Raw genomic sequence first — 15,565 nt, 5'->3', positions numbered from 1 at the left:
AAGTTATGAAAAATGGAATATATTACGCAACTGATAGAAGAAGTCGAAAGTACATTAACGCCTTATTTTAAATCAATTGATGACACTGCTTATATTAATCAAGCAAAGGTGTTAGATGCTTTTCATGCAGTGAAAGTTTCTGAAAGTGATTTACAAGGAACTACTGGATATGGATATGATGATTTTGGTCGTGACCATTTAGAAGAGATTTATGCACAAGTGTTTCAAGCAGAGGAAGCACTCGTTCGACCGCAAATAATTTCCGGTACACATGCCATCACTCTTGCATTGCAGAGTACTTTAAAGCATGGTGATGAATTGATGTATATTACAGGTGCACCATACGATACATTGCTCGAAGTTATTGGAGTGAATGGTAATGGTATCGAAAGTTTAAAGGAACATGGAGTAACCTATAATGAAGTACCATTAACAGATGGTTCAATAGATATTGAGAAAGTACTGACAGCCGTAACACCTGCAACAAAAGTAATAGCTATACAACGCTCGCGAGGTTATGACCAACGACCATCGATAAATTTAGCGCAAATCGAACAGGCTATTTCTGAAATTAAAAAGCATTATCCTGAAATTATTGTATTTGTCGATAATTGTTATGGTGAATTTGTAGAAGAGAGAGAACCTATTGAATGTGGTGCTGATATCATTGCAGGCTCGTTAATTAAAAATCCCGGTGGAGGTCTAGCTAAAATTGGCGGATATATTGCGGGTCGCTCTGATTTAATTCAACGATGCGGTTATCGTTTAACAGCGCCTGGTATCGGTAAAGAAGCTGGAGCATCATTGAATAGTTTACATGAAATGTATCAAGGATTCTTTTTAGCACCTCACGTAGTCAGTCAAAGTTTAAAAGGTGCGTTATTTACAAGTTTATTATTGGCAAAAGTTAATATGCAGACTTCGCCAGCATTCGATGAACATCGTACTGATTTAATACAGACAGTATCCTTTAAAGATAAAGCGCAAATGATTCGTTTTTGCCAAAGCATCCAACATGCCTCACCTATTAATGCTCATTTCAGTCCAGAGCCGGCTTATATGCCTGGTTACGAAGATGATGTGATTATGGCTGCTGGTACGTTTGTACAGGGATCTTCTATTGAGCTATCAGCAGATGGTCCAATACGTCCACCATATGAAGCATATATACAAGGTGGCTTGACTTATGAACATGTTAAATTAGCAGTAACACGAGCAGTAGAACAATTACAACAAGACAACTTATTGTGATATTAAGTAATAATTTAGTTTGTTTAGTTTTTTTCTTCGTTAAGAAGGAAAAATTAAACAAACTTTTTTTATAAAATTAGCTATATTTTTGAATAATCTGAAAATTTTAGTGCGTTTATAGCTCTCAAGGCTTGGTATCATAGGATTTAAATTTTATGTCAGAAAACCTAACATATTTTTGAAATACGAGTTAGTCTATGCTAAATTATTAATAAGTTCAAAAATAGAGGTGAGGGAATGAAGTCAAATGATGCATTGAGACGTAATATGGCTGTCTTCTCTATGAGTGTAGTAAGTAAGTTAAGTGAGTTGTCTCCAAGACAAATTCGCTATTACGAAACACATGAACTTATAAAACCGACTAGAACTGATGGAAATAAAAGATTATTTTCATTAAATGATCTGGAACAATTATTAGAAATTAAAAACTTAATTGAAAAAGGTTTCAACATCAAAGGAATTAAACAAATTTTTAATGATGACCAAAATCATTTATCACAGGATGAACAAGAAATTCGAAAACAAATGATTGTAGATACTACCCAGAAACCACAACGAGAAACGATTCCGATTAATCGTGGAGATTTATCACGCTTTATCAAATAAAACACTGGAGGATTTTACGATGCCAAAACGTACATTTACAAAGGAAGACATTCATAAGTTTGCAAAAGAAGAAAATGTTAGATACTTAAGATTACAATTCACAGATATTCTTGGAACAATTAAAAATGTTGAAGTACCTGTAAGTCAATTAGAAAAAGTTTTAGATAACCAAATGATGTTTGATGGTTCATCAATTGAAGGATTCGTTCGTATTGAGGAATCAGATATGTACTTACATCCTGATTTAGATACTTGGGTAATTTTCCCATGGACAGCAGGACAAGGAAAAGTTGCACGTTTAATTTGTGATATTTATAAAACAGATGGTACACCATTCGAAGGGGATCCACGTGCAAACTTGAAACGCGTATTAAACGAAATGAAAGATTTAGGCTTTACTGATTTGAATTTAGGGCCAGAACCAGAATTCTTCTTATTTAAATTAGATGAAAAAGGCGAACCAACATTAGAATTAAATGACAATGGTGGATATTTCGATTTAGCACCTACAGATTTAGGTGAAAACTGTCGTCGTGACATCGTATTAGAACTTGAAGATATGGGCTTTGATATCGAAGCAAGTCACCATGAAGTAGCGCCTGGACAACATGAAATTGATTTCAAATACGCTGATGCAGTTACTGCATGTGACAATATCCAAACATTTAAATTAGTTGTTAAAACAATTGCACGTCAACATAATTTACATGCTACATTTATGCCAAAACCTTTATTTGGTGTTAACGGTAGTGGAATGCACTTTAACGTATCATTATTTAAAGGTAAAGAAAATGCATTCTTCGATCCTGAAAGTGACATGCAATTGACTAAAGATGCATATCATTTTATTGCAGGTAACTTGAAAAATGCTCGTGGTTTTACAGCAGTATGTAACCCATTAGTGAATTCATACAAACGATTAGTTCCTGGTTATGAAGCACCATGTTACATCGCTTGGAGTGGTAAAAACCGTTCACCATTAATCCGTGTACCATCTTCACGTGGATTGTCTACACGTGTTGAGATTCGTTCAGTAGACCCTGCTGCAAATCCATATATGGCATTAGCTGCTATACTTGAAGCAGGTTTAGATGGCATTAAAAATAAATTAGAAGTTCCTGAACCAGTTAATCAAAATATTTATGAAATGAACCGTGAAGAACGTGAAGCGGTTGGTATCCAAGATCTACCATCAACTTTATATACAGCAATTAAAGCAATGCGTGAAAACCCAACAATTAAAAAAGCAATGGGTAATCATATCTATAATCAATTTATTAACTCAAAATCCATTGAATGGGATTATTACAGATCTCAAGTATCAGAATGGGAAAGAGAACAATACATGAAACAATACTAGGTGCTAATCAAGAGGGGAAACACTTGATACAAAAGCAACCCGAGTCATTCTTTAAGAATGATTTCGGGTTGTTTTTTTGCCCCAATTATTTTTTAAGAGTCATTTGGGTGCAAATTGGGTGCAAACTTTTTAAAAAATCTCTTTTTCTTGTATGAATTTTTGAAAATCAACTTTAGCTGTTATTGTTCAAATAGATATTAAATATATGAACAGTAGCACAAATTTTACTAAATGAAAGTTTATTATTATCAATTTAGCTTGCTTATTTACTGTGCATATTAAAGCAAATATATTAAGTGTATGGAAGTTTCAAATTTAATCCACTTATTAAGTTTCCTATAATAAATCTATTTTTATATATTGGAGTTAAAGTAAGTAAAATAAATTTGAGATGAGCATTCAATTAACACAAGAAAGCGAAGATCTATATGCAGAATAACTTAATAAATAGCATTATAAAGTCATATATGGATGAATGTAATATAAAATTTGAACATAAGGTTAATTTTCAAATAGAAGAAGGAAACATAATATATGAAGTTTTGAATAGAAATATCTCAGGTTTTTCTAAAAAAACAGTTATAACTTTAGAAATAATAATGAATCTTTTTGGTACTGTAGGAGTTAAGTTTAGACAGCAGACAAATTATGTTTTAAATTCGGATAATATCGATAATATTTTATTGATAATCTCTACTGTAGAATTTAATAAGTTAGAGCAACATTTCAAAGAACTATTTGAGTAAATAAAAGGCTATGCACCTCAAAATAAGCTGCTGGTGCATAGCCACATCGAAATAATTTAGAATGATGTTCCTACAGAAGGTAATACACGATATGATCTTCCATTAAGTGCTTTGGCAGTGCCTGATAATTTTGCATAGCCACCTTTATTTCTTTTCATATATACGACACCACTAGTGGATGAACCAATAGCGCCCGTTCCTATTGCGTTAACTACTCTTTTTTTACCAGAATAATATTTACTTTACCAGAAAATAAATATGGAAATGCCGTTCGTGGTCGCACCATCCAATATAAACTACGTCCATTATTACCAGCGTTTATTTTAGCAACGCCAGCAGGACCATTTACAGTAGTACGTGATTGATAAAAATTATCGGATCCTTGTGTAACTGTATTATCGGATTTAGAAATTAAATTTGCTATTTCTTCATTATTATTAAACGAAATAACTAACACTTCATTATCTTCATATGTAATATCCCCTATTTTTTTAGCTTCTTCCATAGTGACATTTTGGATGTCTGTTTTATTAAGTAATGAAACATTTTCATTTGAAGCATATGCTTTTGCATTCAAAATTATAGTTAGCCCTAGTAATAAAGTAAGCAAAAAATATAATTTATAAGTTTTATTCATGTTAAGTAGTACCTCCTAAATATTAAGGTTATTTGTTTACTTAGTATATCAATTAAGAGAGAATAATATATGTCAGTGGTGTAATATGTCATCAAAAAGGTGATAATAGTAAAATTTAGTTTTTGAAAAATATAGCCTTAAGTTTTTTAAGTATGGAATTTATTCTGAAGTTCAATATCAAAAAGTAATTGTAATATAGTAATAGTGAGCTGCAATTAAAAATGGAGGGGATTTATTGGATTTTAAAAATTATAATTTTAGTACTGATCGTTTGAATATAAGACCATTAGATTTTTCGGATTATGATTCTTGGCTTTTAGGTTTTACTGAAAGAAAAACATCAAAATATAGACATGATAAGGGCAAAATAGATTTATCCAATAGAAATAGAAAGTGGTTTAATAATTTGGTGAGAAAGCATAAAAAATTATTTGAAAATGATGAGATTTATATTTTTTCTATTTTCGATAAAGAGGAAACATTTGGGAATGATTGACATAGTTACTATTGAACGTGAGAATTTTCAATGGGGTGAATGTGGCTTTTATATACATAATCAGTTTTGGAACAATGGTTATGCTTATGAATCGATGTTAAAAGTTTTGGAAATTGCTAATAAAGAATTAGAGTTTCATAGGCTTGAAGCGCATGTTAATTTAGATAATAAACCGTCTTTTAAATTATTAGAAAAACTAGGATTTAAATTTGAATGTACCAGAAAAGGTTTTATATATGAGTTTGGGGAATGGACTGATAATTATATATATTATATAAATTTGCATGACGAAGACCTTTGATTTTTGAAATATTTCTACCTTGTATGATGCACAAATTTACTTTAAGAATTACTATATTTACTATAGTTGTATATACTGTTTACCTATTATAATAAATTCATTATGATGCAGTTATGGATATTTAATATCCATAGTTCCCTTTAGTTATATAGGTAAATTGTGAATTAAATAATTTTGCATAATCTCCCTTTCTCTGCAAGGGGGATTTTTATATATTAGGTTAGTTAATATATTTTGATTTAAATAAAGAAGTTTTATTGCTGTTATATTGAAAAAAGGTAGTAGTGTTAGAGTTTAAAAATAGTTAAGTAAGCGTTGTGATTAGGAATAAAAAAACAGCACTAATTAGCGCTGTTTAATTAAATATGGCGTGCACAAATGGTGTTATATATAATAATAATAAAGTAAAACTAATTGCTAAATAGAACATAAATGCACGCGTTTGTTTCATCTTGAAGAAAATAATCACCTCATTTAACTCAGTGATAAGATAATTGTAATGTATAAGTACAAAGGTAGTCAATTTTAAGAGCAAAAATACTGCTTCTTTTTATTTTGCATCACTTCTTATAAAAGGGTAAAATAACAATTGTATACAATTGTTATAAAAATAGGGGTGTGTTTGTTATGCAACAAGTTAAATTAAAAACAGTAACAGCTAAAACTATTGAGCAACTAGAAGAAAAAATTAATCAAGTTTTACAAGAGCAAGCTGAATTTCAGTTACTCAATACGACAATTAGAGAGTTTGAATCACACAAATATCCTACAACAGAGGACGAATTTACTGCAATGTTAACACTGGTCACAACGGTTAACTCATAGAAGCTCAAACTTTGTAGAACAACATGAAATTACTATAAGTTTAGTATAAAAAAATTATGTAAACTAAAGTACTATAAAAACTCGCACCCAAAATTGAATAGGTGCGAGTTTTTATATTTTATGAGCATTATATTCTTCAACAATCGTTAAAATTTTAATCACCTTATCTGAGGGTGTATCAATAGGTAATCGATGTTGCAATAAAGTGCCATCTGTTGTTTTAATCGTATAAAGTATATGTTGATCTTCTTTGAGGCATTTTATTATTTGCATATATTCTCTGTCCCTTCAGTTTCATAAATAACACAATTAATATTTGAATATGATAATCTGCAAATATTAACATATTATGTTATACCCTGTATATTCACTTTAAATCTTAAGCGTGCAAAATATAAATAATAAATCATAAAGATAAAACATTACTTACAAATTAAAGTTACTAATTTTTCTTATTAAATATTGATCGGATAACAAAAATAATGAAACCAATAAATATACCCATGAATATGGCTAACATAGCTGATACTAATAAAGGTAATTGCAACTGATATTGTAAAACAAGACCTATTATAATAGCAACGACGATAGCTATAAGCGTTATCATATTTTCTTTAAATATACTCAACTGTATCAACTCCATTCAAAAAAAATTATAACATTTAAAATAGTATTTAACATGTATTCATAAAGATTGTCACAAAAATGATGTATATGTAATTAGACATTACTTATTTTATATATATTGAAGTAAATATTGACGCCTGCATGGTTATTTTATATGATAAATCGGGACAATAAAAAAAGTAGGTGCCAACTATGAAATCAACCAAAAAAGTTTCAAGTATAATTATAGGTATAGTTGTATTAGGAGTATTGATATTTCAATTTATTAATCACACAGGACCGTTTAGCAATAACGAAACGTCTTCAAAAAATGGACCTGAAGATGCGGAACAAGTACATATAGAACGAGTTGTAGACGGTGATACCTTCGTTGCTAAGGATAAGGATAATCAAACTGTAAAAATACGGTTAATAGGTGTTGATACACCTGAAACAGTTAAACCCAATACACCTGTTCAACCTTATGGAAAAGAAGCTTCAGATTACTCAAAAGAAAAATTGACGAATCAGGATGTCTACTTAGAATACGATAAGGAAAAAGAAGATAGATATGGTAGAGTGCTGGCATATGTATGGTTAGATAAACAAACTATGTTTAATGAGCAATTAGTAAAAGAAGGTTTAGCAAGAGAAAAATATTTTGCACCTAATGGTAAATATAGAAACTTATTTGAAGAAGCTGAATCAGCAGCAAAAGCTGAACATAAAAATATATGGAGTTAAAAAGAGTGGGACAAGAACCAAGTTGATTACTTTGGTTTTTGTCCCACTTTTTTATTACTGTAAAAATTTTGAACTTCTTATTTTTAGTAGCTAATTTATAGTTTATAGCCAGCTTATTTTATTTAGATTTTGCACCTGTACGTAGACGTAAATCATATTCGATTTCTTCTAAACTACGACCTCTTGTTTCAGGTAAATATTTAATAACAAATGCTAGGGCAAATACTCCAATCATGGCAAAGATTAAGAAAACCCATTCTGTACTTAAAGCATTATTTAATATAGGGAACAGCTGCGCTACAATTAGTGTTCCTATATTTAAAACTAGTGTCGCAACACCTGTGGCAGCACCTCTAGCACGTGTAGGGAACATTTCAGGTAACATAACCCATAAAATTGGTCCCCATGTAATACCGAAAAATACAATAAATAGTGATAAGCAAATAATGATAATCCACGATGAAGATGTAATCCCTATAGTCCAAATTAATACGGCCATTATAATTAAAGATGTGACCATACCGATATTTCCTGTGACTAATAGTTTTTTACGATCAACTTTATCAACTATAAATACTGCTATAATCGTAACTAATACATTAATAGTACCAATACCCACAGTTCCTAAAATTGATGTGGCTTCTCCGAGACCTGCTTTACTAAAAATAGTCGGTGCATAGAAGATAATGGCATTAATGCCGACAATTTGTTGGAATAACGCGAATATACAGCCAATAATTAAAGTTGGGCGCAGCCATGGCGACTTAATTACTGCCCAAGTAGACTCGGAAATAGCTGAAATTTCACGCATTTCCTTAATTTCAGAATTAATTTCTTCGTTATTATCAAAAGTTATTTTCATTACATCTCTTGCAGCTTGTTCACTTCGATGTTCGAGTAACCATCTAGGACTTTCTGGCATAAAGACGATACCAATTAGTAATATTATTGAAGGCACGACTGCTAAACCTAACATCCAACGCCAACCTTCAATATCAGCGAATGCATAATTAACTATGTAAGCACTTAATATTCCGATTGTAATCATTAATTGGTTTAACGTACCTAATGAACCCCTTAATTCAGTTGGAGCCATTTCTGATAAATAAACTGGCACTGTGGCCATAGATCCGCCGACTGCTAGACCGATAATTAACCGACCAATTACTAAAATAGTAATATTTGGAGCAATAAATAACGTGATTGAACCAATAATGTATATAATAGCAATAAAAAGCACTAAGCGACGACGACCTAACTTATCTGCTAAGGGACCACTCGCACCGGAGCCAATAATGGCACCTATTAACATTGATGATACGACTAACCCCTCTGTAAAACTGTTTAGTGGAATATCATTATCTATAAATAATAATGCACCTGAGATGACACCGTTATCATAACCGTATAATAAACCACCTAATGCACCTAAAATAAAGATCAAATACTTCGTAATTTTCATTTTTAATCAACCCCTTTCAAATTAAAAATAATTATAGTTCAAAAATGAAAAATTTACAAAGTATAATGCCACATAAATTTATAATTATCATATAAATTTATAATTATCATATAAATTAACGATTATTAATATTTCTGCTATGTGTATCCAACAGTTAATAGTTTTGAATAAAATTCAACCATTAAAAAGGTAGTATGTACTAAAATTGAGTACATACTACCTTTTTGATTGTTTATATGTTTTTAGGTGATTTGTTTATAGGCTGTATAATTAATTAAATATTGCTACCAGTTTATCGAATTGCTCTTGTGATAATGCTTCTGTAGATTGTTCTACCGTTTTTGTAATGACCTCGCGTAAATTAGATTTAGACGATACAGTTTCAGCATATTGTTCGCGTTTAGTAGGACCGTCAATTAAATTAACAGAGCCATCTGCAAAGTAAACTAAGCCGATATTGCTTATAGAGTGATTCGATTTTTCTTTGATTTTATTTTCTAACAGTTGTGTGTTAGATGCAGCTTCTTTATATGGATCATGACTGTAAAAGTCATAGACAACTGAATTATTTTTAATGCGTTCTATAAAAGTATAGCTCGTAGGATGAGTAGATTGGAATTGACTATGGAACTGTTGTGCAATGTATCTACCTACAGCTTGGTCAATAGTATTTACATCATCACCATCAGTTGTCGTAATATTAGCATCCGCATTAAAGTGATAAAATGTTTTTTGTTTCCAATTTTTAACATCAATATTGAATAATCCTTTTTCAGTAATTACTATATAATCAAAAGGACGTGCATAGTCGAATAGGGGATGCCTAACTGCTAAACTACTCGTATTAATAATTTCGAAAAAGTTAATTTTTTCAGTATCGATTAAAGTATTCATAATGTCAGTTAATTCTTGTTTTGCTTTGCGAATACCGTGATGATGTTTGTCATTGTTAGCATCTATATTAAGCATTTCGTTTTTTAAATACGTATTTTCTGACGTTAACGAACTAATTTTCGTTACGAGCTGTGTCTTGGCATACGTCTCAGTATCTAGTTTGTTTTGCATAAAATGATGGTTTAAAAATAGTATGACAATTAATAATATAATTATTATTAAAAGTGTAATAGTGAGGAACATAATAATCATCCTAATCTAATTGAAATTTGTAATTAAAAGTATTAACTTGTGAAATGTGGATTGTTTCAAACCACAATTATGATTAATTTTAAATTTAATTATATAGATTATATAATAACACTCGTATCTATAATAACAATACTAGTAGCATACTAAATCGTGAAAAATTTTCTATATTGCACTAAATTTACACAGATTTACTTATAAAAAGTATTTTAGGGTACAAAAAAATAGCGATTTTATATTTAAAATTCAAACTCGGAGGAACGTCATGCATAGTTCAAAAGCAATATTAAAGATACTACAAGAAGAAATACAAAATGATGATGTGATTGCATTTGATCATCATCCTATTGCATATAATGTCATAGACACATTAGTCAGAAATAATATAAAAATTTCTATAATTACTTTCTCTACTGATATTATTCAATATGTCAGTAAGTATACTAATTTTAACATTATTATACCTTCTGCCACTGTTTGTTCTACATTTCATGTACTTGTAGGAGAAAGTGTACAGGATACTTTTAAAAAATATAACATTAAACAATATTTTATATCAGCACCATACTATGTAGAAAATCAATTGTTTCAGACGTTTCATGCTGTTGCTCCAATTCAACAAACATTAATTAAAAATGCACAACGCATATATGTTATGAATCAACCCGATCTAAGCTTACCTATAAATATAAATTATTATTGTTTAGGAACTTTTTAAAATTGCTTTATTCCATGCAAAATTTAATAAAATAATGATTTGAAAAATGTGCCAACAAACTATATAATGTAGGTAATGGAAACGCTTACTTTTGGAGGTGAACTTTTTGTGTGACCAAAAATTTAAAAACGTAATCCCTTTAATGAATGAGTTAATAGATAAAGCGAAAAATATATTTAAATTTAATGGTGAAATCGCTAAACAATTATTTTTATATGATGCATTTGATTTAAATCAGAAAGTTGATATTAGTGTAGAACGTATGTATTTTTCAGAAGTAATTAAACATGTCCCTAAAACGTTTACGATTAAACTGTTTGATGAGCATCAATCTTCTTCTGACTTTTCTGTAATTGATTTTAAAACATTGACGCATGCAAATGTGTACGATGGTGACACGATGGTTTTAACTATTATTGTCTATGATACAGAAGGCGATGATTGGATGTTTAGACTAAATAACGATATTAGGTTACCTGCAAAGCATATATATTTTCACTCAATCAAATGGGACGTAGACTATGTTAAACCTGAAATTGTGTTAATGTATGAATTGTTGGATCCCATTGATTATCATCAATTGCCAAATTATAAAAACGTTATTGAGGCACTAAGTTATTATCAATTTGTAATGCTAAGATTGGTCGTAGGCGATGATCGAATTAATCAAGCATTGATTTCTGAGAGAAAAGCAATATAAAATCCTTTAAATCTATCGAAGCATAATTTTAAAATTATACTGCTAGATTTAAAGGATTATTTTTTATGTCAATAGACACTTACCGTTATAACAATATTCATATGTTGCTTTTACCGCTTTTTCAGCATCATTGACATCGATACCAAACATCATCGATATTTCTGATGCACCTTGGTTCATCATTTTTAAGTTGATATTAGCTTCTGCTAATGCATGTGTAATTCGGCTAGCAGTACCAACAATTCTATGCATACCTTCGCCGACAACCATTAGGACAGCTAAATCATGTTCTACTCCTAGTTCGTCAACATCACAGTGCTTACGAATATCATTTAGTACTTGTTCTTCAATATTTTTAATTTCTTTGGAGCGCATAATGATACTAATACTGTCTATACCTGAAGGCATATGATCAAAGGAAATATCATAGTCTTCTAAAACACCTAATACTTTTCGAGTAAAACCAACTTGTCTATTCATTAAATATTTCTTAATGTTGATTACTGTAAATCCAGTGTCACAACTAATACCACTAACCACATTATTAGTATTTATCTCTCGATCATGTCTAATAAATGTACCCAAATCATCAGGACGATTTGTATTTTTAATCACTACTGGAATCCTATCTTTATGTAAAGGTTGTAACGCCTCATCGTGGAATACACCAAATCCAGCGTATGACAACTCTCGCATTTCACGATAAGTAATTTCATCAATGACTTGTGGTTGTTTAACAATACCAGGATGTGCACGATAAATCCCCGATACATCTGTGAAGTTCTCATAAATATTTGCTCGGACACCTCTAGCGACAATAGCTCCTGTTATATCGGAACCACCTCTTGGGAATGTCACTACAAAATTTTGGCGTGATACACCAAAGAAACCAGGGATAATTAACTTCTCTTTATAATCTCTTAATTGATATAAATTCTCGTAAGCTTGATCTAAAATTTGAGCATTTTGTGGTAAATCACTTACTACGATACCAGCTTCACCAGGAGAAATATAACGTGTTGGAATACCTTGACTATTATTGTATGCAGCAATTAACTGAGCATTAAAGTCTTCGCCACAAGATAATAACGCATCAAGTAGACGAGATGGTTTTGACTTTAAGTTAACTATATATTGAGTCAATGTGTGATCAAATGTAGTTAACATTGCATCATCCATTTCTAACGCATATACAATATCTGCATAACGTTGAATAATTTCTTCTTGCTTAGGACGATAATCTAAACCTTCTATTACTTTTTCATATAAACGAATAAGCAAATCAGTTGTTTTTGTGTCGTCACTAGTTCTTTTTCCTGGTGCTGATACAATTACAATTTTGCGCTCTGGATCAGCATTTACAATATTTAATACTTTTTTTATTTGTTCTGCATTAGATACAGAACTGCCACCGAATTTAGTTACTTTCATAATTTTACAACCTTTCTAAAAAATCAGAAAATTTTGTTTAGTTTTACCTATAACAATGATAGGATATAAATATGTTTCAACAACTTGAGCTTTACAAATTTTGGGAATGAACTTATACTATACCATATTCTAGTATTTTTCAACTGTACAATTGTATTTTTAAGAAGAACAATCGGAGGAATGAACTTATGAAGGAATTAAATGTAGCATTACTTGGTCTAGGTACTGTAGGATCAGGTGTAGTAAAGATTATTGAAGAAAATAGACAACAAATTATTGATACGATTAATAAAGATATTAATATTAAACATATATTAGTGAAAGATAAATCACGTAAAAGACCAATTAATGTTTCTAAATATCATTTAACTGAAGATGTAAACGATATTTTAGAAGATGATTCAGTAGATATTGTAGTAGAAGTTATGGGAGGTATTGAACCAACAGTAGATTGGTTGAAAGGTGCCTTGAGTCAGAAGAAACATGTCATTACTGCAAATAAAGATCTTCTAGCTGTGCATTTAAGAGTATTAGAAGATTTAGCAGAACAAAATGGTGTCGCATTGAAATATGAAGCAAGTGTTGCAGGTGGCATTCCGATAGTAAATGCAATTAATAATGGATTAAATGCAAATAACATTAGTAAATTTATGGGGATTCTCAACGGTACATCTAACTTCATCCTAAGTAAGATGACTCGCGAAGAAACATCTTTTGACGACGCTTTAGCTGAAGCACAGCGTCTAGGATTTGCTGAAGCGGACCCAACTGATGATGTCGAAGGTATCGATGCAGCTCGAAAAGTGGTTATCACTTCTTATTTATCATTTAATCAGGTCATTAATCTAACTGATGTGCAACGCACGGGTATTAGTGATGTTAGTTTAGCAGACATAAAAGTTGCTGATGAACTTGGCTATAAAATTAAATTGATTGGTAAAGGAACATATGAAAATGGGCAAGTGAATGCTTCTGTGGCACCAACATTAATAAGTAAAGCACATCAACTAGCTTCAGTGGAAGATGAATTTAATGCAATTTATGTAATCGGTGATGCAGTCGGTGAAACTATGTTCTATGGTAAAGGTGCTGGTAGTTTAGCTACTGGTAGTGCCGTAGCAAGTGATCTATTAAACGTAGCATTACATTTTGAATATGATTTACACACACTGCCGCCACATTTTGAATTGAAAACAGAAAAAACAAAAGAAATGATCGACGATGAATCTGATACGATTACATTAAAAGAAAAAGAAAACTACTATGTAGTAGTAGACAAGCAAGGTTTAACTGCAAAAGATATTGCAGAAACTATTAAAGGTGCATTACCATTGCACAAAAATTTAGATGTTCAAGAAAGAAATCAAGATACGGTAAGTTTAATTGTTTATGGTGTAGACGATTCACCGCAACAATCAATTGAAGCAGCAGGTTTACAAGTAAATAAAGTATATCCAGTAGAAGGGGTTCATGCATAATGAAAAGATGGCAAGGTTTAGTAGAGGAATTTAAAACATTTTTACCAGTTAATGAAAATACACCTAAAGTAACTTTAAATGAAGGGCAAACACCTTTAATTTATTGTGAAAATTTATCAGAAATGTTAGATATCGAATTATACGTAAAATATGAGGGTGCAAATCCTACTGGTTCATTTAAAGATAGAGGCATGGTTATGGCAATGACTAAAGCAAAAGAAGAAGGCAAAAAAATTGTTATATGTGCATCCACTGGTAATACATCAGCTTCTGCTGCTGCTTATGCAGCAAGAGCAGGTTTAAAAGCAATTGTTGTAATTCCAGAGGGCAAAATTGCTTTAGGTAAATTATCACAGGCAGTTATGTATGGTGCTGAAATTGTCTCAATAGAAGGAAATTTTGATGAAGCTTTAGAAATTGTTAAAGAAGTTGCAGAAAACGGCGAAATTGAGTTGGTTAACTCTGTTAATCCTTATCGTATCGAAGGACAAAAAACAGGTGCTTTTGAAGTAGTTCACCAACTTGACGGTGAGGCACCTGATATTTTAGCTATTCCAGTTGGCAATGCTGGTAATATTACAGCTTATTGGAAAGGTTTTAAAGAATATCATGATCAATTAAATACCCAATTACCACAATTGTTTGGATTCCAAGCAGAAGGAGCTTCACCTATCGTTCAAAATAAAGTAGTGAAAAATCCAGAAACAGTTGCAACTGCAATACGTATTGGTAACCCTGCAAGTTGGTCTAAAGCTACGAATGCTTTGGAGGAATCAAATGGTCAAATCGATAGTGTAACAGATGAGGAAATTTTAGAAGCTTATAAACTGATGACAACTAAAGAAGGCGTATTTAGTGAACCAGCTAGTAATGCTTCCATTGCTGGTTTGATTAAACTTCACCGAGCAAACAAATTACCTAAAGGTAAAAAAGTAGTGGCAGTATTAACAGGCAATGGTTTAAAAGACCCAGATACTGCTATTTCATTATTAGATAACCCTATTAAACCTCTACCAAACGATAGACAAAGCATTCTAGATTATATTAAAGGGGCACTATAG

18 protein-coding genes are annotated in these 15,565 nt (G+C 31.1%); 12 read left to right on the top strand and 6 right to left on the bottom strand.

Annotation, left to right across the window (positions count from 1 at the left end; all coding sequences use genetic code 11):
* The first annotated feature begins 12 nt into the window (after nt 1–12).
* From JVU85_RS02770 to JVU85_RS02755, 4 genes are all read left to right on the top strand, one after another.
* Nucleotides 13–1,251, top strand: coding sequence for a methionine gamma-lyase family protein (locus tag JVU85_RS02770; RefSeq protein WP_002511033.1), 1,239 nt, complete (start codon nt 13–15; stop codon nt 1,249–1,251).
* Between the two features lie 237 nt (nt 1,252–1,488).
* Nucleotides 1,489–1,857, top strand: a complete 369-nt coding sequence (locus tag JVU85_RS02765; RefSeq protein ID WP_002511034.1) for a MerR family transcriptional regulator — start codon at nt 1,489–1,491, stop codon at nt 1,855–1,857.
* A gap of 19 nt (nt 1,858–1,876) precedes the next feature.
* Entirely contained in the window at nt 1,877–3,217 is a 1,341-nt protein-coding gene (gene glnA / locus JVU85_RS02760; RefSeq protein ID WP_002511035.1) for a type I glutamate--ammonia ligase, read from the top strand.
* Nucleotides 3,218–3,645: 428 nt separating this feature from the next.
* On the top strand, nt 3,646–3,963 hold the full coding sequence (locus tag JVU85_RS02755; protein WP_107373442.1) for a hypothetical protein: 318 nt from the start codon (nt 3,646–3,648) through the stop codon (nt 3,961–3,963).
* Nucleotides 3,964–4,174: 211 nt separating this feature from the next.
* On the opposite strand, the gene JVU85_RS02750 is transcribed toward JVU85_RS02755, so the two are convergent.
* Nucleotides 4,175–4,600 carry a hypothetical protein gene (locus tag JVU85_RS02750; protein ID WP_151508026.1) on the bottom strand — a complete coding sequence of 142 codons (426 nt, stop codon included), beginning with the start codon at nt 4,598–4,600 and terminating at the stop codon, nt 4,175–4,177.
* A gap of 235 nt (nt 4,601–4,835) precedes the next feature.
* Between JVU85_RS02750 and JVU85_RS14085 the strand changes: the two genes are divergently transcribed.
* The 3 genes from JVU85_RS14085 to JVU85_RS02740 all read left to right on the top strand — a co-directional run bounded on the left by JVU85_RS14085 (nt 4,836) and on the right by JVU85_RS02740 (nt 6,222).
* Nucleotides 4,836–5,096 carry a GNAT family N-acetyltransferase gene (locus JVU85_RS14085; RefSeq protein WP_325167952.1) on the top strand — a complete coding sequence of 87 codons (261 nt, stop codon included), beginning with the start codon at nt 4,836–4,838 and terminating at the stop codon, nt 5,094–5,096.
* Entirely contained in the window at nt 5,089–5,397 is a 309-nt protein-coding gene (locus JVU85_RS14080; RefSeq protein WP_325167953.1) for a GNAT family N-acetyltransferase, read from the top strand. Before JVU85_RS14085 ends, JVU85_RS14080 begins: the two co-directional genes overlap by 8 nt.
* 627 nt (nt 5,398–6,024) lie before the next feature.
* Nucleotides 6,025–6,222, top strand: a complete 198-nt coding sequence (locus tag JVU85_RS02740) for a hypothetical protein (RefSeq protein ID WP_103387935.1) — start codon at nt 6,025–6,027, stop codon at nt 6,220–6,222.
* Between the two features lie 111 nt (nt 6,223–6,333).
* Here the strand turns inward: JVU85_RS02740 and JVU85_RS02735 are convergent, their stop codons facing one another.
* Both JVU85_RS02735 and JVU85_RS02730 read right to left on the bottom strand, forming a co-directional pair.
* Entirely contained in the window at nt 6,334–6,495 is a 162-nt protein-coding gene (locus tag JVU85_RS02735) for a hypothetical protein (protein ID WP_021458834.1), read from the bottom strand.
* Nucleotides 6,496–6,664: 169 nt separating this feature from the next.
* Entirely contained in the window at nt 6,665–6,850 is a 186-nt protein-coding gene (locus tag JVU85_RS02730; protein WP_103387934.1) for a hypothetical protein, read from the bottom strand.
* Nucleotides 6,851–7,041: 191 nt separating this feature from the next.
* On the opposite strand from JVU85_RS02730, the gene nucI reads away from it, so the two are divergent.
* Entirely contained in the window at nt 7,042–7,572 is a 531-nt protein-coding gene (gene nucI / locus JVU85_RS02725) for a thermonuclease NucI (RefSeq protein ID WP_204172071.1), read from the top strand.
* Nucleotides 7,573–7,690: 118 nt separating this feature from the next.
* Here nucI and glcP read toward each other — a convergent pair whose 3' ends face one another.
* On the bottom strand, nt 7,691–9,034 hold the full coding sequence (glcP, locus tag JVU85_RS02720) for a glucose transporter GlcP (protein ID WP_021458833.1): 1,344 nt from the start codon (nt 9,032–9,034) through the stop codon (nt 7,691–7,693).
* A gap of 270 nt (nt 9,035–9,304) precedes the next feature.
* The gene (locus tag JVU85_RS02715; protein ID WP_002511046.1) at nt 9,305–10,171 is read right to left on the bottom strand and encodes an NERD domain-containing protein; all 867 of its coding nucleotides are present in this window, start codon (nt 10,169–10,171) and stop codon (nt 9,305–9,307) included.
* Nucleotides 10,172–10,442: 271 nt separating this feature from the next.
* Here JVU85_RS02715 and JVU85_RS02710 point away from each other — a divergent pair, with 271 nt between their 5' ends.
* Both JVU85_RS02710 and JVU85_RS02705 read left to right on the top strand, forming a co-directional pair.
* Nucleotides 10,443–10,895 (top strand): sugar phosphate isomerase family, encoded by a 453-nt coding sequence (locus JVU85_RS02710; protein WP_167867908.1) that lies wholly within the window; start codon nt 10,443–10,445, stop codon nt 10,893–10,895.
* 106 nt (nt 10,896–11,001) lie between these two features.
* Nucleotides 11,002–11,595 (top strand): hypothetical protein, encoded by a 594-nt coding sequence (locus JVU85_RS02705; protein WP_107373447.1) that lies wholly within the window; start codon nt 11,002–11,004, stop codon nt 11,593–11,595.
* A gap of 63 nt (nt 11,596–11,658) precedes the next feature.
* Here the strand turns inward: JVU85_RS02705 and JVU85_RS02700 are convergent, their stop codons facing one another.
* Nucleotides 11,659–13,026, bottom strand: a complete 1,368-nt coding sequence (locus JVU85_RS02700) for an aspartate kinase (RefSeq protein WP_167867907.1) — start codon at nt 13,024–13,026, stop codon at nt 11,659–11,661.
* A 188-nt stretch (nt 13,027–13,214) separates the two neighbouring features.
* On the opposite strand from JVU85_RS02700, the gene JVU85_RS02695 reads away from it, so the two are divergent.
* Both JVU85_RS02695 and thrC read left to right on the top strand, forming a co-directional pair.
* Nucleotides 13,215–14,504, top strand: a complete 1,290-nt coding sequence (locus tag JVU85_RS02695) for a homoserine dehydrogenase (protein WP_002511050.1) — start codon at nt 13,215–13,217, stop codon at nt 14,502–14,504.
* Nucleotides 14,504–15,565 (top strand): threonine synthase, encoded by a 1,062-nt coding sequence (thrC, locus tag JVU85_RS02690; RefSeq protein WP_002511051.1) that lies wholly within the window; start codon nt 14,504–14,506, stop codon nt 15,563–15,565. The genes JVU85_RS02695 and thrC overlap by 1 nt, the downstream gene beginning before the upstream one ends.

Source organism: Staphylococcus sp. GDY8P72P (genome assembly GCF_016890655.1).
In the GTDB taxonomy this organism is placed as follows: Bacteria; Bacillota; Bacilli; order Staphylococcales; family Staphylococcaceae; genus Staphylococcus; species Staphylococcus arlettae.
The sequence above is the reverse complement of the archived record's forward strand: the minus strand, read 5'-3'. Positions and strand labels throughout refer to the sequence as shown.